General features: G+C 70.1%; 17 protein-coding genes. 15 read left to right on the plus strand and 2 right to left on the minus strand.

The window, feature by feature from the left end; translation table 11 throughout:
* The first annotated feature begins 65 nt into the window (after positions 1-65).
* The 12 genes from Aco03nite_RS31415 to def all read left to right on the plus strand — a co-directional run bounded on the left by Aco03nite_RS31415 (position 66) and on the right by def (position 12,503).
* A complete protein-coding gene (locus Aco03nite_RS31415; protein WP_203801296.1) occupies positions 66-1,103 on the plus strand; it encodes an ABC transporter permease in 1,038 nt (345 codons plus the stop codon).
* The gene (locus tag Aco03nite_RS31420; protein ID WP_239145598.1) at positions 1,100-1,945 is read left to right on the plus strand and encodes an ATP-binding cassette domain-containing protein; all 846 of its coding nucleotides are present in this window, start codon (positions 1,100-1,102) and stop codon (positions 1,943-1,945) included. The genes Aco03nite_RS31415 and Aco03nite_RS31420 overlap by 4 nt, the downstream gene beginning before the upstream one ends.
* Complete coding sequence (locus Aco03nite_RS31425; RefSeq protein WP_239145599.1) at positions 1,942-3,105, plus strand: Gfo/Idh/MocA family protein; 1,164 nt, start codon at positions 1,942-1,944, stop codon at positions 3,103-3,105. Before Aco03nite_RS31420 ends, Aco03nite_RS31425 begins: the two co-directional genes overlap by 4 nt.
* 12 nt (positions 3,106-3,117) lie before the next feature.
* A complete protein-coding gene (locus Aco03nite_RS31430) occupies positions 3,118-4,122 on the plus strand; it encodes a Gfo/Idh/MocA family oxidoreductase (RefSeq protein ID WP_203801297.1) in 1,005 nt (334 codons plus the stop codon).
* Complete coding sequence (locus Aco03nite_RS31435; protein ID WP_203801298.1) at positions 4,119-4,907, plus strand: TIM barrel protein; 789 nt, start codon at positions 4,119-4,121, stop codon at positions 4,905-4,907. The genes Aco03nite_RS31430 and Aco03nite_RS31435 overlap by 4 nt, the downstream gene beginning before the upstream one ends.
* A gap of 116 nt (positions 4,908-5,023) precedes the next feature.
* The gene (gene iolC, locus Aco03nite_RS31440; protein ID WP_239145600.1) at positions 5,024-5,989 is read left to right on the plus strand and encodes a 5-dehydro-2-deoxygluconokinase; all 966 of its coding nucleotides are present in this window, start codon (positions 5,024-5,026) and stop codon (positions 5,987-5,989) included.
* Positions 5,990-5,992: 3 nt separating this feature from the next.
* Positions 5,993-6,862 carry a Cgl0159 family (beta/alpha)8-fold protein gene (locus Aco03nite_RS31445; protein ID WP_203801300.1) on the plus strand — a complete coding sequence of 290 codons (870 nt, stop codon included), beginning with the start codon at positions 5,993-5,995 and terminating at the stop codon, positions 6,860-6,862.
* Complete coding sequence (gene iolB / locus Aco03nite_RS31450) at positions 6,859-7,770, plus strand: 5-deoxy-glucuronate isomerase (protein WP_203801302.1); 912 nt, start codon at positions 6,859-6,861, stop codon at positions 7,768-7,770. The genes Aco03nite_RS31445 and iolB overlap by 4 nt, the downstream gene beginning before the upstream one ends.
* Complete coding sequence (gene iolD, locus Aco03nite_RS31455; RefSeq protein WP_239145601.1) at positions 7,767-9,692, plus strand: 3D-(3,5/4)-trihydroxycyclohexane-1,2-dione acylhydrolase (decyclizing); 1,926 nt, start codon at positions 7,767-7,769, stop codon at positions 9,690-9,692. The genes iolB and iolD overlap by 4 nt, the downstream gene beginning before the upstream one ends.
* A 14-nt stretch (positions 9,693-9,706) precedes the next feature.
* Entirely contained in the window at positions 9,707-11,203 is a 1,497-nt protein-coding gene (locus Aco03nite_RS31460; protein ID WP_203801305.1) for a CoA-acylating methylmalonate-semialdehyde dehydrogenase, read from the plus strand.
* Positions 11,204-11,529: 326 nt separating this feature from the next.
* Positions 11,530-11,775: a hypothetical protein gene (locus tag Aco03nite_RS31465; protein WP_203801308.1), complete on the plus strand. Its 246-nt coding sequence runs from the start codon at positions 11,530-11,532 to the stop codon at positions 11,773-11,775.
* Between the two features lie 194 nt (positions 11,776-11,969).
* Positions 11,970-12,503 (plus strand): peptide deformylase, encoded by a 534-nt coding sequence (gene def / locus Aco03nite_RS31470; RefSeq protein ID WP_203801311.1) that lies wholly within the window; start codon positions 11,970-11,972, stop codon positions 12,501-12,503.
* A 309-nt stretch (positions 12,504-12,812) separates the two neighbouring features.
* Here the strand turns inward: def and Aco03nite_RS31475 are convergent, their stop codons facing one another.
* Positions 12,813-13,658: a helix-turn-helix transcriptional regulator gene (locus tag Aco03nite_RS31475; RefSeq protein WP_203801314.1), complete on the minus strand. Its 846-nt coding sequence runs from the start codon at positions 13,656-13,658 to the stop codon at positions 12,813-12,815.
* A gap of 100 nt (positions 13,659-13,758) precedes the next feature.
* Between Aco03nite_RS31475 and Aco03nite_RS31480 the strand changes: the two genes are divergently transcribed.
* On the plus strand, positions 13,759-14,721 hold the full coding sequence (locus Aco03nite_RS31480) for an LLM class flavin-dependent oxidoreductase (RefSeq protein ID WP_203801316.1): 963 nt from the start codon (positions 13,759-13,761) through the stop codon (positions 14,719-14,721).
* 375 nt (positions 14,722-15,096) lie between these two features.
* On the opposite strand, the gene Aco03nite_RS31485 is transcribed toward Aco03nite_RS31480, so the two are convergent.
* Positions 15,097-15,984, minus strand: coding sequence for a LysR family transcriptional regulator (locus tag Aco03nite_RS31485; protein WP_203801318.1), 888 nt, complete (start codon positions 15,982-15,984; stop codon positions 15,097-15,099).
* Between the two features lie 84 nt (positions 15,985-16,068).
* Here Aco03nite_RS31485 and Aco03nite_RS31490 point away from each other — a divergent pair, with 84 nt between their 5' ends.
* Both Aco03nite_RS31490 and Aco03nite_RS31495 read left to right on the plus strand, forming a co-directional pair.
* Positions 16,069-16,941, plus strand: a complete 873-nt coding sequence (locus tag Aco03nite_RS31490; RefSeq protein ID WP_203801320.1) for an EamA family transporter — start codon at positions 16,069-16,071, stop codon at positions 16,939-16,941.
* A gap of 208 nt (positions 16,942-17,149) precedes the next feature.
* On the plus strand, positions 17,150-18,019 hold the full coding sequence (locus Aco03nite_RS31495) for an NAD-dependent epimerase/dehydratase family protein (RefSeq protein WP_203801322.1): 870 nt from the start codon (positions 17,150-17,152) through the stop codon (positions 18,017-18,019).
* Positions 18,020-18,189: the final 170 nt, after the last annotated feature.

Here is an 18,189-nt window from a genome sequence, read left to right on the forward strand (position 1 = left end):
CCGCGCACCCGGCCCGCGCACCCCTCTCACCCCCCGGCGTCATCCAGCGAGGAGTAGTTCGGCACATGTCGACAGCAACGGCGGCCGACGAGCGCATAAGCGGCTCGTCGAAGATCTCCAAGGTTCTGAAGAGACCCGAGAGCGGGGCGATGGTCGCCGCCATCGTCATCTTCCTGTGGTTCGCTCTCACCACCGACGCGTTCGCCACCTCCGGTGGATCCAGCACCTGGCTCCTGGGTTCCTCGACGATCGGCATCATGGCCGTCGCCGTGGCGCTGCTGATGATCGGCGGCGAGTTCGACCTCTCGGCCGGCGCGATGACCGGCTTCACCGGCCTGCTGGTCGGCATCCTGTGCACCGAGTACGGCCTGAACATCTGGGTGGCCATCCTGGTCGCGCTGGTGCTGGCCCTCGCGATCGGCGCGCTCAACGGCTTCCTGGTGATGAAGACCGGGCTGCCCAGCTTCATCGTCACCCTCGGCACCTTCTTCGTCCTGCAGGGCGTCAACCTGGCCGGCACCAAGGCGCTGATCGGCCAGGTCGCCATCCAGGGCATGGCCAAGGTGCCCTACTACGACCAGCCGCGGACCCTGTTCGGCTCGGCCTTCACCTGGGGCGAGAACGGCTCGGTCTACGCCTCGGTGTTCTGGTGGGTCGGCGTGACCGCGATCGCCACCTGGATCCTGATGCGGACCCGGGTCGGCAACTGGATCTTCGCCCTCGGCGGCGCCCAGCAGTCGGCGCGCCAGGTCGGCGTCCCGGTGTTCAAGGCCAAGATCGGCCTGTTCATGACCACCGCCGCGGCCGGCTGGCTGGTCGGCATGCTCACCCTGTTCCGCACCTCGACCGTGCAGGCCAACACGGGTGTCGGCCAGGAGTTCATCTACATCATCTGCGCCGTGGTCGGCGGCTGCCTGCTGACCGGCGGGTACGGCTCGGCGATCGGCGCCACCTTCGGCGCCCTGATCTACGGCATGGTCAACCAGGGCATCGTCTACTCCGGCTGGGACAGCAACTGGCTGAAGACCTTCCTCGGCGCGATGCTGCTGGGCGCGGTGCTGCTCAACGAGTGGGTCCGGCGCAGAGCGGAGCAGTCCCGATGACCGAACAGGATTCGAAGAACATGGACACCCTCGTCGAGGTCCGCAAGATCGGCAAGCGGTACGGCAACATCATCGCCCTCAGCGACGTCAGCACGACGGTGCGGGCCGGTGAGGTGACCTGCGTGCTCGGCGACAACGGCGCCGGCAAGTCCACCTTCATCAAGATCCTCGCCGGGTCGCACGCGCACACCGACGGCGAACTGCTCGTCGACGGGCAGGAGCGCCATTTCAGCAGCCCCCGCGAGGCGCTCGACGCCGGGATCGCCACCGTCTACCAGGACCTGGCCGTCGTACCGCTGATGCCGGTCTGGCGCAACTTCTTCCTCGGCAGCGAGGCCACCAAGGGCAAGGGCCCGCTCAAGCGCCTCGACGTCGACTTCATGAAGAAGACCACCAAGACCGAACTCGCCGCGATGGGCATCGACCTGCGCGACGTCGACCAGCCGATCGGCACCCTCTCCGGCGGTGAGCGGCAGTGTGTGGCGATCGCCCGGGCCGTCTACTTCGGCGCGCGGGTGCTGATCCTCGACGAACCGACCGCGGCCCTGGGCGTCAAGCAGTCCGGCGTGGTCCTCAAGTACATCGCCAAGGCCCGCGACCGTGGCCTGGGCGTCGTCTTCATCACCCACAACCCGCACCACGCGCACCCGGTCGGTGACCGGTTCATGCTGCTGCGCCGCGGTAAGAGCCTGGGCGACTTCGCCAAGGCCGACCTGCCGATGGACGAGCTGGTCTCGATGATGGCCGGTGGCGCCGAGCTGGAGGCCCTGGCCCACGAGCTGGAGCGGTCGATGGGCGCGGACTCCGCGGTCGTCAGCGAACTCAAGGAGGACCTGAAGTGACAGCCGCCAAACCGGAACTCGGGATCGGCGTCGTCGGGTTCGGCTGGATGGGCAAGGTGCACGCCCGGGCGTTCAGCCGGCTGCTGCAGCACTACCCGGACGCCCCGTTCCGGCCGCGTTTCGTCGCGGTGGCCGACACCGCCACCGACGACCGCAGCCAGCAGGCCGCCGCGGCCTTCGGGTTCGAGCACCAGCTGACCGACTGGCGGGACCTGATCGCCCGCGACGGCGTCGACGTGGTCTGCGTGACCGGCCCCAACTTCATCCACCGCGACGTGGCGGTGGCCGCCGCCCGGGCCGGCAAGCACCTGTGGGTGGAGAAGCCGGCCGGGCGGACCTCGGCCGAGACCGCGGAGATCGCGGCGGCCGTCACGGCGGCCGGGGTGCAGGCCGCGGCCGGGTTCAACTACCGCAACGTGCCGGCCGTCGAACACGCCCGCCAGTTGGTCCGCTCCGGTCGTCTCGGGCGGATCGAGCACACCGCCGTCAAGTTCTGCTCCGACTACTCGGCCCACCCGGACGGGGCGCTGACCTGGCGCTTCCAGAACGAGTACGCCGGCTCCGGTGTCCTCGGCGACCTGGTCAGCCACGCCGTCGACCTGGTCCGCTACGTCGTCGGCGACCTGTCCGAGCTGGTGGTCGACACCGCCACGTTCATCCCCGAACGGCCCGCCGCGGTCGGCGCGGCCTCGCACTTCAGCCGGGGCGCCGACGGACCGCGCCTGCCGGTGGAGAACGAGGACTACGTCTCCGCGCTGCTGCGCCTGGCCGACGGCTCCCGGGCCACCCTGGAGTCCAGCCGGACCGAGGTCGGCGACCAGAACAACTACGGCATCGAGGTGCACGGCACCGAGGGCGCGATCTCCTGGAACTACCAGCGGATGGGCGAGCTGCGGGTGTGCCTGGACCAGGACGTCCAGGACGCGCAGTACGCCACCCTGCGGACCAGCCCCGCCCACGGTGAACTCGGCGCGTTCCAGCCGGGCGCGGCCAACCCGATGAGCTACGACGACCTCAAGGTGATCGAGGCGTACCGGCTGGTCGAGTCGATCGGCACCGGCAAACCGGTCGGCGCCACCGTGCACGACGCCCTGATCGCGGCACAGACCGTCGACGCCATGCAGCTCTCCACGCGCGAACGGCGCTGGGTCACCCTGTAAGGAGCAGTCCTCATGCCAGTTCGTGTAGCCCTGATCGGCGCCGGGCGCATCGGCGCCTCGCACGCCGAGGTCCTGGCCCGCCGGGTTCCCGAGGCCGACCTGGTCGCCGTCGTGGACCCGCGGCCCGGCGCCGCCGACCTGGTCGCCGGCCCGCTCGGCGCCACCGCGCTGACCTCGGTCGACGACGTCCTGGCCGACCCGGCGGTGGACGCCGTGGTGGTCGCCGCGGCCACCACCGCCCACCACGACCTGATCACCACCGCCGCGGCGGCCGGCAAACACGTCTTCTGCGAGAAGCCGGCCGGTCTGTCGCTGGCCGAGATCGACGCGGCCCGCACCGCCACCGCCGACGCCGGCGTGGTGTTCCAGGTCGGCTTCAACAGGCGGTTCGCCGCCGACTTCGCCGCCGCCCACGAGCTGATCACCGGCGGCCGGATCGGCGAGGTGCAGCTGATGCGCTCGCTGACCCGCGACCCCGGCACCGGCCCGGCCGACCCCGGATCAGTCCCGCTCTGGACCATCTTCACCCAGACCCTGATCCACGACTTCGACACGCTGAACTGGCTGAACCCGGGCGCACACGCGGTCGACGTACTGGCCACCGCCGACGCGCTGATCGCGCCGGGGCACCGGGAGTCCGGTCACCTGGACACCGCGGTCGTGGTGATCCGCTACTCCAACGGCGCGATCGCCATCGCCGAGGCCAGCTTCGCGGCGGCGTACGGCTATGACGTCCGGGGTGAGATCTTCGGCTCCGGCGGCATGGTGACCATGGGGGAGGGCGCGACCACCGCGCTGCGCCTGCACGACATCGCCGGCCGTGCCGCGTTCACCTCCCGCAGCGACACCGACCTGATGATCGGCTCCTACACCGGCGAACTGGCCGAGTTCTGCCGCGCCATCCAGGAGAAGCGCCCGGCCGCGGTCACCGGCGACGACGCGTGGGCCGCCTACGCCATCGCCCAGGCCTGCATCGACTCGATGACCAGCGGCGGCCGTGTGGCGGTGGCCCGATGAGCTTCACGCTGGCGATCTGTTCGGAGATGGTCTTTCTGGATCTTCCCCACCTCGATCGGGTACGCCGGATCAAGGACGCCGGATTCGCCGCCGAGATCTGGGGCTGGACCGACAAGGACGCCGACGCCCTGGCGGCCACCGGCGCGACCTTCACCTCGATGACCGGTTACGTCACCGGCGACCTGATCACTCCCGAGGGCGCCGACGACCTGCTCCGGACGGCGGCCGACTCGATCGAGTTCGCCCGCAGGATCGGGAGTCTGGGGCTCAACCTGCACGGCACCGGCCTGGGCGAGGGTGGTCTGCCGGTCCGGCCTCATCCGGTGACCAGTGGCGCCGATTGGGTAGCGGCGGTCCGCACCCTGGAACGGATCGCCACCCTCGGTGAGCAGCACGGCGTGACCTTCGTCATCGAGAACCTCAACCTCGAGGTGGACCACCCCGGGGTTCCGTTCGCCCGCGCCGCCGACACCCTGGCCCTGGTGGCCGCGGTCGGCAGCGCACACCTGCGGATGAACCTGGATCTCTACCACGCCCAGATCGGGGAGGGGAACCTCGCCGAGGTGATCCGCCGCAGCGCCCCCTACCTCGGTGAGGTGCAGGTCGCCGACGTGCCGGGCCGCTGCGAGCCGCTGACCGGCGAGGTGCGCTGGGACTACCTGGCGCGGGTCCTCGCCGACAGCGGTTACGACGGCACGGTGGCGCTGGAGGCGTGGGCCTCCGAACCCGGGACCGCCGGCAGCGACCGTGCCCTGGAGCGGTTCCGTTCCGCGTTCACCCTGTGACCAGAACCTCCATTGGTAAGAATGTCCTGACAAAGTCTTGACCCCGTTCGGTCTCGGGGCGAAGTTGTCAGCAGCAGAAAACGTCAGCGAAACAACCGGACGGAGCCACCGTGAGCGTGACCGGCACTGAGAGCGAACAGGTCTTCGACCTCGTCGCGATCGGCCGCACCGGCGTCGACATCTACCCCCTCGACCACGGTGTGGCCCTGGAGGACGTGAAGACGTTCGAGAAGTTCCTCGGCGGCAGCGCGACCAACGTCGCCGTCGCCGCGGCCCGCTACGGACGCGACAGCGCCCTGATCACGCGGACCGGCGAGGACGCCTTCGGCCGGTACGTGCGGCGCGAGGCCGAGCGGCTCGGCGTCGACCCGCGGTTCATCGCCACGGTGGCCGGCCCGCCCACCCCCGTGACGTTCTGCGAGGTCCACCCGCCGGACGACTTCCCGCTCTACTTCTACCGCTACCCGATCGCCCCCGACCTGCTGATCGAGGCGGACGAGTTGCCCCTCGAAGCGATCCGCCGGGCGAAGATCTACTGGGCCACCGTCACCGGCCTGTCCCAGGAGCCGTCCCGGGCCGCGCACCACGCCGCCTGGGCCGCCCGCGGCCGCGCCACCCACACCGTGCTCGACCTCGACTACCGGCCGATGTTCTGGGCCGACCCGGCCGAGGCCTCCGCCGAGGTCGGCAAAGCCCTCGACCACGTCACCGTCGCCGTCGGCAACCGTGAGGAGTGCCAGGTCGCGGTCGGCGAGACCGAACCCGACCGGGCCGCCGACGCCCTGCTCGAACGGGGCCTGGAACTGGTCATCGTCAAGCAGGGCCCGAAGGGCGTGCTCGCCGCCACCCGCGACGAGCGGGTCGTCGTACCGCCGCACCCGGTGAACGTGGTCAACGGCCTCGGCGCCGGCGACGCCTTCGGCGGCGCCCTGGTGCACGGCCTGCTGGCCGGCTGGGACCTGCGCGACATCATCACGTTCGCGAACGTCGCCGGAGCCCTGGTCGCCGGAAAGCTCGAATGCTCCACCGCGATGCCGACGGAGTCCGAGGTGCGCGCCGCCCTGAACGAGAAGGACGCCTGAGCGATGATCGACCTGACCGAGATCCGGGCCCGACAGCCGGAACGCATCCCCGAGGCGTGGACCACCCGCACCCGCCGGGACCTGCTCGGCGCCGACGGCCGGCTGCTGATCGTGGCCGCCGACCACCCGGCCCGCGGCGCCCTCGGGGTCCGCGGCGACCGCCTGGCCATGGGCAGCCGCCGAGACCTGCTCGACCGGCTCGCCACCGCGCTGTCCCGGCCCGGCGTCGACGGCGTGCTCGGCACCGCCGACATCCTCGACGACCTGCTGCTGATGGGCGCCCTGGACGGCAAGGTGGTGTTCGGCTCGATGAACCGCGGCGGCCTGCAGGGCGCCAGCTTCGAGTTCGACGACCGGTTCACCGGCCACACCGCCGACGAGATCGCCGCCGCCGGCATGGACGGCGGCAAGATGCTCACCCGGATCAGCCTGGACGACCCCGGCAGCCTCGCTACCATCGAGGCCAGCGCCAAGGCGGTGGACGCGCTCGCCGCCCACAAGCTGATCGCGATGATCGAGCCGTTCTGGTCCGAGCGGGACGCCACCACCGGCGCGATCAAGCACCGGCTCGACGCGGAGAGCACGATCAAGTCCATCGCCGTCGCCTCCGGCCTCGGCGCCACCAGCGCCTACACCTGGCTCAAGCTGCCGGTGGTGGACGAGCTGGAACGGGTCATGGAATCGACCACCCTCCCGTCGCTGCTGCTCGGCGGCGACCCCCAGGGCGACCCGGACGACACGTACGACTCGTGGGGTGAGGCTTTGAAGTTGAACGCGGTCCGGGGACTGATCGTGGGGCGGGCGCTGCTCTACCCGCCGGGCGGCGACGTGGCCGCCGCCGTGGACATCGCCGCCGGGCTGGTGCACCCGTGAGCGAGTGGGTCCGGCCGCTGGGATCGGCCGCCGCGGACGGATTCGACGTCGTCATCGACGAGCGGACCGACGGCTGGGAGCACACCGGCCTGCGGATCGTCACGCTCGTTTCTGTTGTATCCGCTGAACTCGAACTTGTTGACACCGAGTTGGTGGTCGTACCGCTCAACGGCGGTTGTCTTGTTGAGGCTTTTGATGAATCGGGCGTTCTTCATACCGCCGACCTGGCCGGTCGTGTGGACGTCTGGGCCGGACCGACCGATGTCGCCTACGTTCCCGCCGGATGGAAGTTGCGTCTCACCGGCCCGGCCGGCGCCCGTATCGCCATCTGCAGTGCCCCCGTCGCTGTCGGCGCCGCCGCGCAGAAGTTCGCCCACCTGCGGGCCGCTGATGTGCCGGTGGAGATGCGCGGCGCCGGGATCGCCTCCCGCGAGGTGCGCAACTTCGGCGTCCCCGGCGTGCTCGACGCCGCCGGGATCATCGTCTGCGAGGTGCTCACCCCGGCCGGGAACTGGAGCTCCTACCCGCCGCACAAACACGACGAGGAACGCCCCGGCCAGGAGGCCGAACTCGAGGAGATCTACTACTTCGAGACCCGGGTCGAGGGCGGCCGCGAGGTGCCCGGCGCCGACCCGGTCGGGTACCAGCGGGTCTACGGCACCGACGAGCGGCCGATCGACGTGTTCGCCGAGGTCCGCACCGGCGACGTGGTTCTCGTCCCGCACGGCTGGCACGGCCCGGCGATGGCCGCGCCCGGCTACGACCTGTACTACCTGAACGTCATGGCCGGCCCCGGCGAGGGCCGCGCCTGGCTGATCTGCGACGACCCCAGCCACGGCTGGGTCCGCGACACCTGGACGGACCAGCACATCGATCCGCGACTGCCCTTCGGAGATGAACCAGCATGAGTGAGACGGTGAGCCTGACCGTTGCCCAGGCCACGGTGGAGTTCCTCGCCCATCAGTACTCGGAACGCGACGGCGTCACACAGAAGCTGTTCGCCGGTGCCCTGGGCATCTTCGGTCACGGCAACGTGGCCGGAATCGGTCAGGCGCTGCTGCAGCAGGAGACCTCCGCCCTGGCGGCGGGGGAGACACCGGGCCTGCCGTACGTGCTGGCCCGCAACGAGCAGGCGATGGTGCACACCGCCGTCGGGTACGCCCGGCAGAAGGACCGCCTGCAGACCTGGGTGTGCACCGCCTCGGTCGGGCCCGGCTCCACCAACATGCTGACCGGCGCCGCGCTCGCCACCATCAACCGGATCCCGGTCCTGCTGCTGCCGTCCGGCACGTTCGCCACCCGGCGCTCCGCCCCGGTGCTGCAGGAGCTGGAGAACTTCGCCGCCGGTGACGTCACCGTCAACGACGCGTTCCGGCCGCTGTCCACCTACTTCGACCGGGTCTCCCGGGCCGAACAGCTGCCGTCGGCGCTGCTCAGCGCGATGCGGGTGCTCACCGACCCGGCGCAGACCGGCGCGGTCACCCTCTCCCTGCCCCAGGACGTGCAGGCCGAGGCGTACGACTGGCCGGTCGAGCTGTTCGCCGACCGCACCTGGCACGTGGCCCGCCCGCCCGCCGAGAAGTCCCGGATCCAGGCGGCCGCCGACCTGATCCGCGGCGCCCGCCGGCCGATGATCGTCGCCGGTGGTGGGGTGCACTACTCCGGCGCCGAGGACGCCCTGGCGGCGTTCTGCGAGGCCACCGGCATCCCGGTCGGCGAGTCGCAGGCCGGCAAGGGCTCGCTGCTGCACGGGCACCCGCAGCTGATGGGCGCGGTCGGCTCGACCGGCACCACCGCCGCCAACGCCCTCGCCCGGGAAGCCGACCTGATCATCGGGATCGGCACCCGGTGGAGCGACTTCACCACGGCGTCAAGGACCGCATTCCAGGCCGCCGGCGTACGGTTCATCAACGTCAACGTGGCGAACTTCGACGCGGGCAAGCAGTCCGGGCTGGCCGTCGTGGCCGACGCGCGGGAAGCCCTCGAAGACCTCACCGCGGCCCTCGACGGGTGGAGCGTCGACGCCGCCTACCGTGCCGAACAGGGCCGGCTGTGGGCCGTCTGGGATGCCGCGGTGGAATCCGCGTACCAGCCCGGATCCGAGGTCACCGACGCTCTGGCGCCCGGAAAACTCACCCAGGGCACCGTGCTCGGCCTGGTCAACGAGTTGACCGACCCCCGCGACGTGGTGCTCTGCGCCGCCGGGTCGATGCCCGGTGACCTGCACAAACTGTGGCGGGTGCGGGACCGGCGCGGCTACCACGTCGAATACGGCTACTCGTGCATGGGTTACGAGGTGCCCGCCTCGATCGGGATCCGGCTCGCCGACGAGACCCGCGACGTGTTCGCCATGCTCGGCGACGGTGGCTACCTCATGATGCCGACCGAGCTGGTCACCGCCGTACAGGAAAGGGTGAAGGTGGTCGTGGTCCTGGTGCAGAACCACGGCTTCCACTCCATCGGCTCGCTGTCGGAAAGCCTCGGCTCACAGCGCTTCGGCACCAGATACCGGTTCCGCGGCACCGACTCGCACCGGCTCGACGGCGACACCCTGCCCGTCGACCTGGCCGCCAACGCCCGCAGCCTCGGCGTCACCGTCATCGAGGTGCACAGCCGCGACGAACTCGCCAAGGCCATCCGCACCGCCAAGGACGCCCCCGCCGACGGCGGGCCGATCCTCATCCACGTCGAGACCGACCCGCTGATCCACGCCCCGGACAGCGAATCCTGGTGGGACGTGCCGGTCAGCGAGGTCTCCACCCTCGACAGCACCGCCGCCGCCTACGCCACCTACCTGCAGCACCGGCGCCAGCAGCGCCACCACCTCTAGAAAGGGACGCCGTCATGGCAACCATCGAACATTGGATCGACGGCGGTTCGGTTGCCGGGTCAGGTACCCGGCGCGGCGCGGTCTTCAACCCGGCCACCGGCGAGCAGCAGCACGAGGTGGTCCTCGCCGCCCAGGAGGACGTGGACGCCGCCGTCGCCTCGGCGAAGACCGCGTTCGAGACCTGGAGCCAGGCCTCGCTGAGCAAGCGCACCAAGGTGCTGTTCGCGTTCCGGCAGCTCGTGCACGACAACATCGGCCGGCTCGCCGAGGCGATCAGCGACGAGCACGGCAAGGTGCTCTCCGACGCCGCCGGTGAGGTCCAGCGCGGCCTCGAGGTCATCGAGTTCGCCTGCGGCATCCCGCAGCTGCTCAAAGGCTCCTACTCGGACCAGGCGTCCACCGGCGTCGACGTGTTCAGCTTCCGCGAGCCGCTCGGTGTCGTCGCCGGCATCACGCCGTTCAACTTCCCGGTCATGGTCCCGATGTGGATGCACCCGGTCGCCATCGCCTGCGGCAACACGTTCGTGCACAAGCCGTCCGAGCGTGACCCGTCGGCCGCCAACCTGGTCGCCGAGTTGTGGAAGCAGGCCGGGCTGCCGGACGGCGTCTTCACCGTCCTGCACGGCGACAAGCTGGCCGTGGACGCGCTGATCGACCACCCCGACGTGGCCGCCATCTCGTTCGTCGGGTCCACGCCGATCGCCAAATACATCCACGGGCGGGCCACCGCCAACGGCAAGCGGGTGCAGGCCCTCGGCGGCGCCAAGAACCACGCCATCATCCTGCCCGACGCGGACCTGTCGTTCGCCGCCGACCAGCTGTCCGCCGCCGCGTTCGGCTCCGCCGGTGAGCGCTGCATGGCCATCTCCGCCGCCGTCGCCGTCGGGGACGCCGGCGACCGGATCACCGAACTGGTCCGGCAGCGGGCCGAGAGCGTCGTCGTCGGCTCCGGCCGCGACCCGCGCAGCGAGATGGGGCCGGTCGTCACCGCGGCCGCCCAGCAGCGGATCGAGAGCCTGATCAGCTCGGGCGAGGCGCAGGGCGCTAAGGTCCTCACCGACGGGCGTGGCCTGCGCGTGGACGGGTTCGAGAAGGGCTTCTTCGTCGGCCCCACGGTCATCGACCAGGTCACCACGTCGATGGACGTGTACACCGAGGAGATCTTCGGGCCGGTGCTGTCAGTCGTCCGTGCCGACGACGTGGACTCGGCGATCGCGCTGATCAACAGCAACCCCTACGGCAACGGCACCGCCATCTTCACCAGCAGTGGGGAGGCTGCACGTCGCTTCCAGCGTGGCGTCCGCGTCGGCATGATCGGCATCAACGTGCCGATTCCGGTGCCGATGGCGTACTACAGCTTCGGCGGCTGGAAGGACTCCCTCTTCGGCGACCACCACATCCACGGTCCGGAAGGCATCAACTTCTACACCCGCGGCAAGGTGGTCACGTCCCGCTGGCCGCACCAGACCACCACCCCCGACGCGTCCCTGCAGTTCCCGACCGCCAACTGACCCGGGCGTTCGGCACCCTCGTTCATCGTCCATCTGGGCTTTGATCGCCCTTCTGGGCGTTCAGCGCCTTCTTTGATCGCCCTTCTGGGCTTTCATCGCCCTCTTTGAACGCCTCTTCGTCGACCTCTTTCGTTGACGTCCTGGATCGCCGCGGGATCAGCGTCCCGTTGATCTTCCCCGTGCCGGGCAGGGCACACCGGCCCCGCACGGGGAAGGCCGGTGTGCCCTGCCTTCGCCTGTTCCATCGCTCTCCACGACCGCTTCCGGCCGGGGCCGGTGTTCCGGTTTCGTCCATGATTTGCGCCGGTCTGGCAGAGTCCCGCCGTATGACCTCCGACTACACCTTGGACGTCCCCGAAGACTTCGACGACTCCACCGACGAGGACGGCCAGGTCCACCCGGTAGCGCGCCGAATCTTCACCGCCGACACCGCAGCCGAGGTCTTCGGCAAGGCCCAGACCTGGATAGCCGCCAACCAGGTCTTCCTGGTAGACGTCTCCTGGAACTGGATGCACGACGAGCCGGAGCCGTTCATGCTCTCGGTCTACTTCACTTTCGAACCCACACCCTGACGCCCTCCCCGCCACACCGCCGCCTGTCCCCGGCCCGTTACGTCGTTTTGTCCCGGTCCGGCTTCCCGGATCCCTGCGGCCGGGTCGGTAGAGTCCACACTCGCCGGTGATCGGCGTTCGGTGACCCTCGAGAACCACAGGTCGCCCGGATCCTGCCGCACCCACCGATTGGCCAGCGACGACGGAGGTACCCGATGACTGTCATCCCGATCCGGAAGATCGGAGACCCGGTGCTGCGCGAGGTAGCAGCCCCGGTAACCGTTTTCGACGCCGAACTGGCCAAGCTGGTGGACGACCTGAACGAGACCTTGACGGCGTCAGGCGGCGCAGGTCTGGCGGCCCCACAAATCGGAGTCGGACTGCGCCTGTTCGCCATCAACCCGGACCTGCCGGGCAACGACCTGAAACTGGACCACTTGATCAACCCAGGCTTGGAGTTCCCCGACGAGGAGGAACAGAACGGCCCCGAGGGCTGCCTCTCGATCCCCGGCATCTACCTGGACACCAAGCGCCGCCTGAACGTGGTGGCCAAGGGCGTCACCAAACACGGCGACCCGGTCCAGATCGTGGGCAAGGGCCTGCTGGCCCGCTGCGTCCAACACGAAACCGACCACTTGGACGGCGTCCTGTTCGTCGACCGCCAGGACGAGGAGGGCATCGCCAGAATCCTGGAAACCATCCGAGAAGCGAACTGGCCCACCGCCCAAATCAAGACAAGCCCCCACTGACCCCCAACCAGTCCGCAACTGCCTACCCACCAACTCCTCAACTGCCTACACACCAACCGACCCCCGGTCAGCCTTTGACCGGCCACCCACCAACCGACCCCGACCAGTCCTCGACTGCCTGCCCGCCAACCGGCCCCCGGCCAGTCCTTGACCGGCCACCCACCAACCGGCCCCCGGCCAGTCCTCAACTGCCTAGCCACCGACCGGCGTCCCCAGGCCGCCGCCCTTCCGCCGGCCCACCGCGTCGCCCGGCCTGCCCTGGGCTTCTCGGGACCGGAGCAGGGAGCTGGTCCCTCTTGAGCGGGCCGGTCAGCCGGCCAGGAGGTGGATCTGTTGTGGGCGGAGACGTTCGAGGGCGGTCTCCGTTGCCGGGTCTGCCGGCAGGTGGACGATCAGTCGCTGGTCGTCGTCGGCGGGTAGGTCGAGAACCTCGTAAGCCAGGTTCAGATCGCCCACCGTGGGATGCGCCAGCCTGATCACGCCGTTGGCGCCGGCCATCCCGGGGACCGTGTCGACCCGGCGGGTGAAGGCCTCGCCCGCCGTCAAGGTCAGCTCGTCGGCCAGTGCCGCGATGTGCGGGTCGGCCCGGAACGGGCCCTGTTTCAATGCCGCCACCTCCTCGTCGGCGATCCGCTCCCAGTCGGGATAGGCCTTACGCGCCCGGTCATCGGTCAGCACGAACCGTGGCAGGTTCGGCCGGGCCGGCTCCAGCAACCCGATCGGAGCCATCAACCTCTCATACGCCCCGGTGAACGCCAGCACGTCACCGAGCCTGTTCAACAGCACGACCGGTGAGGGCTCCATCCGGTCGATCAACGCCCGGACCGTCGGCCGGACCGTGCGTGCCGGGCGCCTGACACCCAGGCAGTGGAAACCCGGATCGGAGACCTTCGTCAGCCGCAGCAGATGCGCGCGCTCACTCGCCGACAGCCGCAGCGCGTCCGCGAGCCCGGCCAGGATCTGTGGCGACGGCCGTCGATCGCGGCCCTGCTCCAGCCGTGTCACATACTCCACACTCACCCGGGCGAGCGCCGCGACCTCGGACCTCAGCAGACCCTTGGCCCGCCGGCGTGGGGCGACCGGCAGCCCGACCTCGGCCGGGGTGATCGCCGCCCGGCGGGTTCGCAGGAAGAGTCCGAGTTCGTTGTCGCTCACCTGTCGACCGTAGCAACGCCACCACCCGCGAAGGTGTCCCTGTTGATACCACTAGAACGGCGGCCTCCTACCAGGACGGTGACCGGAGCAAGCTCGACCCATGGACACGAGAACGGTCTTCGGATTCGGCGCACACAGTGAGATCAGCGAGGGCCCCGAGCTGTTGAGTCTCGCCCGGTTCGCCGACCGGGCCGGGCTCGACCTGCTCTCCCTGTCGGATCATCCCTATCTCGGCGCCCGGCTGGACGCCTACGCCACCATCGCCTTCGTCCTCGGCCGCACCGAGCGGCTCGCGGCGTTCGTCAACGTCACCAACCTGCCGACCCGCCCTGCCCCGCTGCTGGCCCGGACCGTGACGTCACTGTCCGCACTCTCCGGTGGCCGGGTGAAACTCGGCATGGGCGCCGGCGGCCTGTGGGATCGCATCACCGACATGGGCGTGCCACGGCTGACTCCGGGCGATGCCGTGGACGCGTTCGAGGAGGCGATGGTCCTGATCCGGAAGCTGTCCGGCGGCGGCCCACCGGTCACTCACCAGGGCCGGCACTACTCCGTGAGCGGTATCGAGCCTGCCCCGGTGCCCACCCCCGAGATCTGGACCGGTTCGGTCGGCCGGCGGTCGCTGGCCGTGACGGGTCGGGTCGCCGACGGCTGGATCCCCGGTCACGCCGCCGACTGGCTCAGCGAGCGATACCGTTCCTCACGCCCGGTCATCGACCAGGCGGCGGCCGCTGTGGGGCGTGCTCCGCGGGACATCCGTGACGTGTTCAATTTGCCCGGCCTGATCACCGAGCGGCCACTGCCAGCTCCCCGGGACCGCGACGGCAGGTGGACCGGCGGCTCCCCGGCCCAGTGGATCGAGGAGTTGACCACCGCGGTCCTCGACCACGGCGCGTCCGGTTTCATCCTGTTCTCACCGAGCGGCGGCACACCCGACGCCACCACTCTCGCAAGGTGGGCGTCAGAGATCGCCCCGGCGGTCCGGGAGGCAACCGGTCAGCCCCGAAAGCCCGCAGCACCGCCCGCCGATCCAGGCCCCGAGCTCGGTCCCGGCTATGGCTGACCAGGTACAGGCACAGGCACAGGCGCCGGCCCGCGGGCGCGGGGTTCGGGTGAAAGCACAGGGCCTTGAAGACAGGGGCCGGTGGTGCGGCTCAGAGGCCTGAGGTTCTCAGGGACCGGGATCGGGGTTGGGGCCAGGACCAGGCCTGGTCCTGGGACCGAGACCGAGACCAAGACCAAGATCGAGACCAAGATCGAGACCAAGACCAAGACCGAGACCGAGACCGAGACCGAGACCGAGACCGAGACCGAGACCGAGACCGAGACCGAGACCAAGACCGAGACCAAGACCGAGACCGGGACTGGGACTGGCGCCGGGACCGTGACTGGGATCGGGCAGGGGGCTGAGGGCTGGGGCCGGAGTGTGGGGTGGCGGCTATGCGGAGTTGGTTCGGAGCAGGTTCAGCAGTAGGGCCAGGGGTGGCCAGCCGGTCCGGCCGGCGCGGACCACGGCGTAGGTTCGCAGGCGAGGGGAAGGATCTTTCAAAGGCAGCAGCTGTACGCCGGGGAGGGTCTCCTGGTCGGCAGGCAGCAGGCCCACTCCGAGGCCGGCGACGATCAGGTCCTGCAGCAGGGCCAGGCTGTCCGCCCGGTGGGTGATCAGCGGGTCGAAGCCGGCCATCGAGGCGATCGTCCGGACGACCTGCTCGTCGTCGGCTCCTCGCGAGTTCACCATCCAGTCGTGATCGCGGTAGCGGGCGAACACCTCCGGGGCCGGGGCGGCCTCCCGCGGATCCGCGGCGGGCACGCCGAGAGCCCACTCGGCGGACCACAACAGCTGAGTGACCACGGTGCGGTCCAGTGGGGCCGGGGCCAGGTTGAAGTCGTAGGTCAGGGCCAGATCGATGTCGTCCGCGGCGAGCCGGGACAGGGCCTCGGCCGGTTCGTGCTCGAGGATCCGGACCCGTACGCCCGGGTGATCGACGGCCAGCCGGGCCATGGCCGGCATCAGGGACCGGCGGATCGCTGTTCCGAAACCGGCGACCCGCAGGGTTCCGGCGGGCTCCGCCGACGGATCCAGGTCGAGGCGGGCCGCCTCCAGCGCGGCGAGGATCGTCACCGCGTGCTCGGCGAGCCGGCGGCCGGCCGGAGTCAGCCGCACCCGCCTGCCCTCCGGCTCGATCAGGGGCGTTCCTGCCTCCCGGGCCAGTGTCGCGATCTGCTGGGACACGGTCGACGTGGTGGTGTGCGTCTCCTCGGCGACCGCTCGCATCGATCCCAGTCGAGACAGCATGAGCAGAGTCTCCAGGCGGCGCACGTCCATGCCCCAATTGTTAAGCAATCGCGAAGGGTATGTCCAGCATCATCACGTGGACACGAACGGTGGAGCGGCCTTCTACTGGCGGGCATGTTCCTCACCGCCTCAGCTCCCCGGACCAGCGCCCGCACCGGAGCGGCTCTCGCCGTCGCCGCCATGACCTGCGTGCAGCTCGGCCTCGCCGTCTCCGTCGGGCTGGTGGATCAGATCGGCGCCGCCGGATCGGCCTGGCTCCGGCTGGCGTGGGCGGGCGTCATCCTGTTCCTGCTGGTGCGGCCGCGGCTGCCCGAGTTCACCCCGGCCAACCTGATGTCGGTGGTCGCTCTCGGCGTGGTCACCGGAACCATGACGATGCTCTTCATGTCCGCGGTGGCCCGGCTCCCGCTGGGTACGGCGAGTGCCCTGGAGTTCCTGGGCCCGCTCGGGGTGGCCGTCGTTCGTGGCCGGATGGTGCGCTGGCCGCTGGTGGCCGCGGTCGGGGTGCTGCTGCTGACCGCGCCGTGGCACGGCGGAACGGATCCGGTCGGTGTCGCCTTCGCGCTCGGTGCGGCGCTCTGCTGGGCCGGATACATCCTGCTCACCCAGCGGGTCGGTGACGAGAGCAACGGCATCCGTGGCTTGGCGATCTCGATGCCGGTGGCGGGATTGACGTCGACGGTGGGCCTTGCGTTGTTCGGTGGTCCGCAGGCCTTCACCAGGCTGACCCCGGAGATCCTGGCCTTCGGGCTGGTCCTGGCGGTGTTGCTGCCGGTGATCCCGTTCGTCCTGGAGTTCCTGGCGCTGCGCCGCCTGACGACCGCCGCTTTCGGCACGCTGATGAGCCTGGAACCCGCCATCGCCGTGGTCATCGGTTTCCTCCTGCTGCACCAGGTCCCGGCCTGGACGGCCTTGGCCGGAATCGCCTTGGTCGTCACCGCGGGAATCGGCGCCGAACGTTCCGGAGGCCGACCAGCCACGGCCTGACCTCGGGGATCCTGGCTGAGGTACATCGGGTTCCGGTGACCGGTGGCCTTCGCCCGAACGGCTGCGAGCCGCCAGGATCCGGGTCGACCGGGCCACCACCGGGGCGCCGACCTTTCGGGCCTGGGGTGCCGACCTTTCGGGAAGGCGCCGGCCGAGGTCCAGAGGCGGGGGAGGGGTTCAGGAACGAAGGAAGGGGCAGTTCAGGGGCATGGCGGTGATTCTGATGACCGGGGCCTCCGGGCGGATCGGGCGGATGCTCCGGGACCGGCTGGGGCACCACGAGTTACGGCTCACCGACCTACGCGGCGAGGACGGAGTCGACCGGCTCGACGTCACCGACGGAGTAGCCGTGGAACGGGCAGCCCGGGGCGCCGATGCGATCCTGCATCTGGGTGGGATCCCTGGTGAGGCGTCGTTCGACGAGTTGCTCGCGGTCAATGTGGGCGGGACCGAGCGGGTGCTGGCGGCGGCACATCGTGCCGGAGTTCCCCGGGTGATCCTGGCATCCAGCAACCACGCTGCCGGCTTGCAGCCCCGGCCCCGAATCGAGCCGGAAACACCGTCCCAGGATCAAACCGGATGGGCTGCGGCCGGTCGGGCTGGACTTGGTGAGTTGCCGGGAAAGGGCGTCGGCGGCGGTGGGCTGCCGGATGATGTGAGGGCTCGGGCGGATGGCTACTACGGCTGGAGCAAGGCGGCGGTGGAAGGGCTCGGGCGGCTCTACCACGACCGGTACGGGATGCATGTCGTCTGTCTGCGGATCGGGAAGTGTGCGGAGCGGCCGGCCACCAGCCGGGACCTGTCGGTGTGGATCTCGCCGGATGACATGGCACGGCTTGTGGAGGCATCGCTGACCGCTACTGGGTGGCGGGTCGTCTGGGGAGTTTCCGCCAACACCCGGCGGTGGTGGTCGGAGGCGGGTGGACGGTCGATCGGCTACCTGCCGGTCGACGATGCCGAGAGGTGGGCCGGCGACGTCACTGAGGAGGGCGGGCACGACCTCGTCGGCGGCGGTATCTCGGTTCCCGAACTCGGGAGACCGATCCGACGGGACGGTAAACCGGTGGTGGGTGGGTGAAGGGGCTGGTTCAATGAGCGCCCGTCTAGTTGGAAGGAGGGCTGCGATGTTCTGTCAGTTCACCGTGCTCGCCCTCGGTCCGGGACTCGGCTGATCCTGCCGGTTCGGGCTGTGGCGTGGGCGCATCTCTTACGGAGAACGCCTTGACACCATTGACCATTCGTCCTGTC

Source organism: Actinoplanes couchii (genome assembly GCF_016862075.1).
In the GTDB taxonomy this organism is placed as follows: Bacteria; Actinomycetota; Actinomycetes; order Mycobacteriales; family Micromonosporaceae; genus Actinoplanes; species Actinoplanes couchii.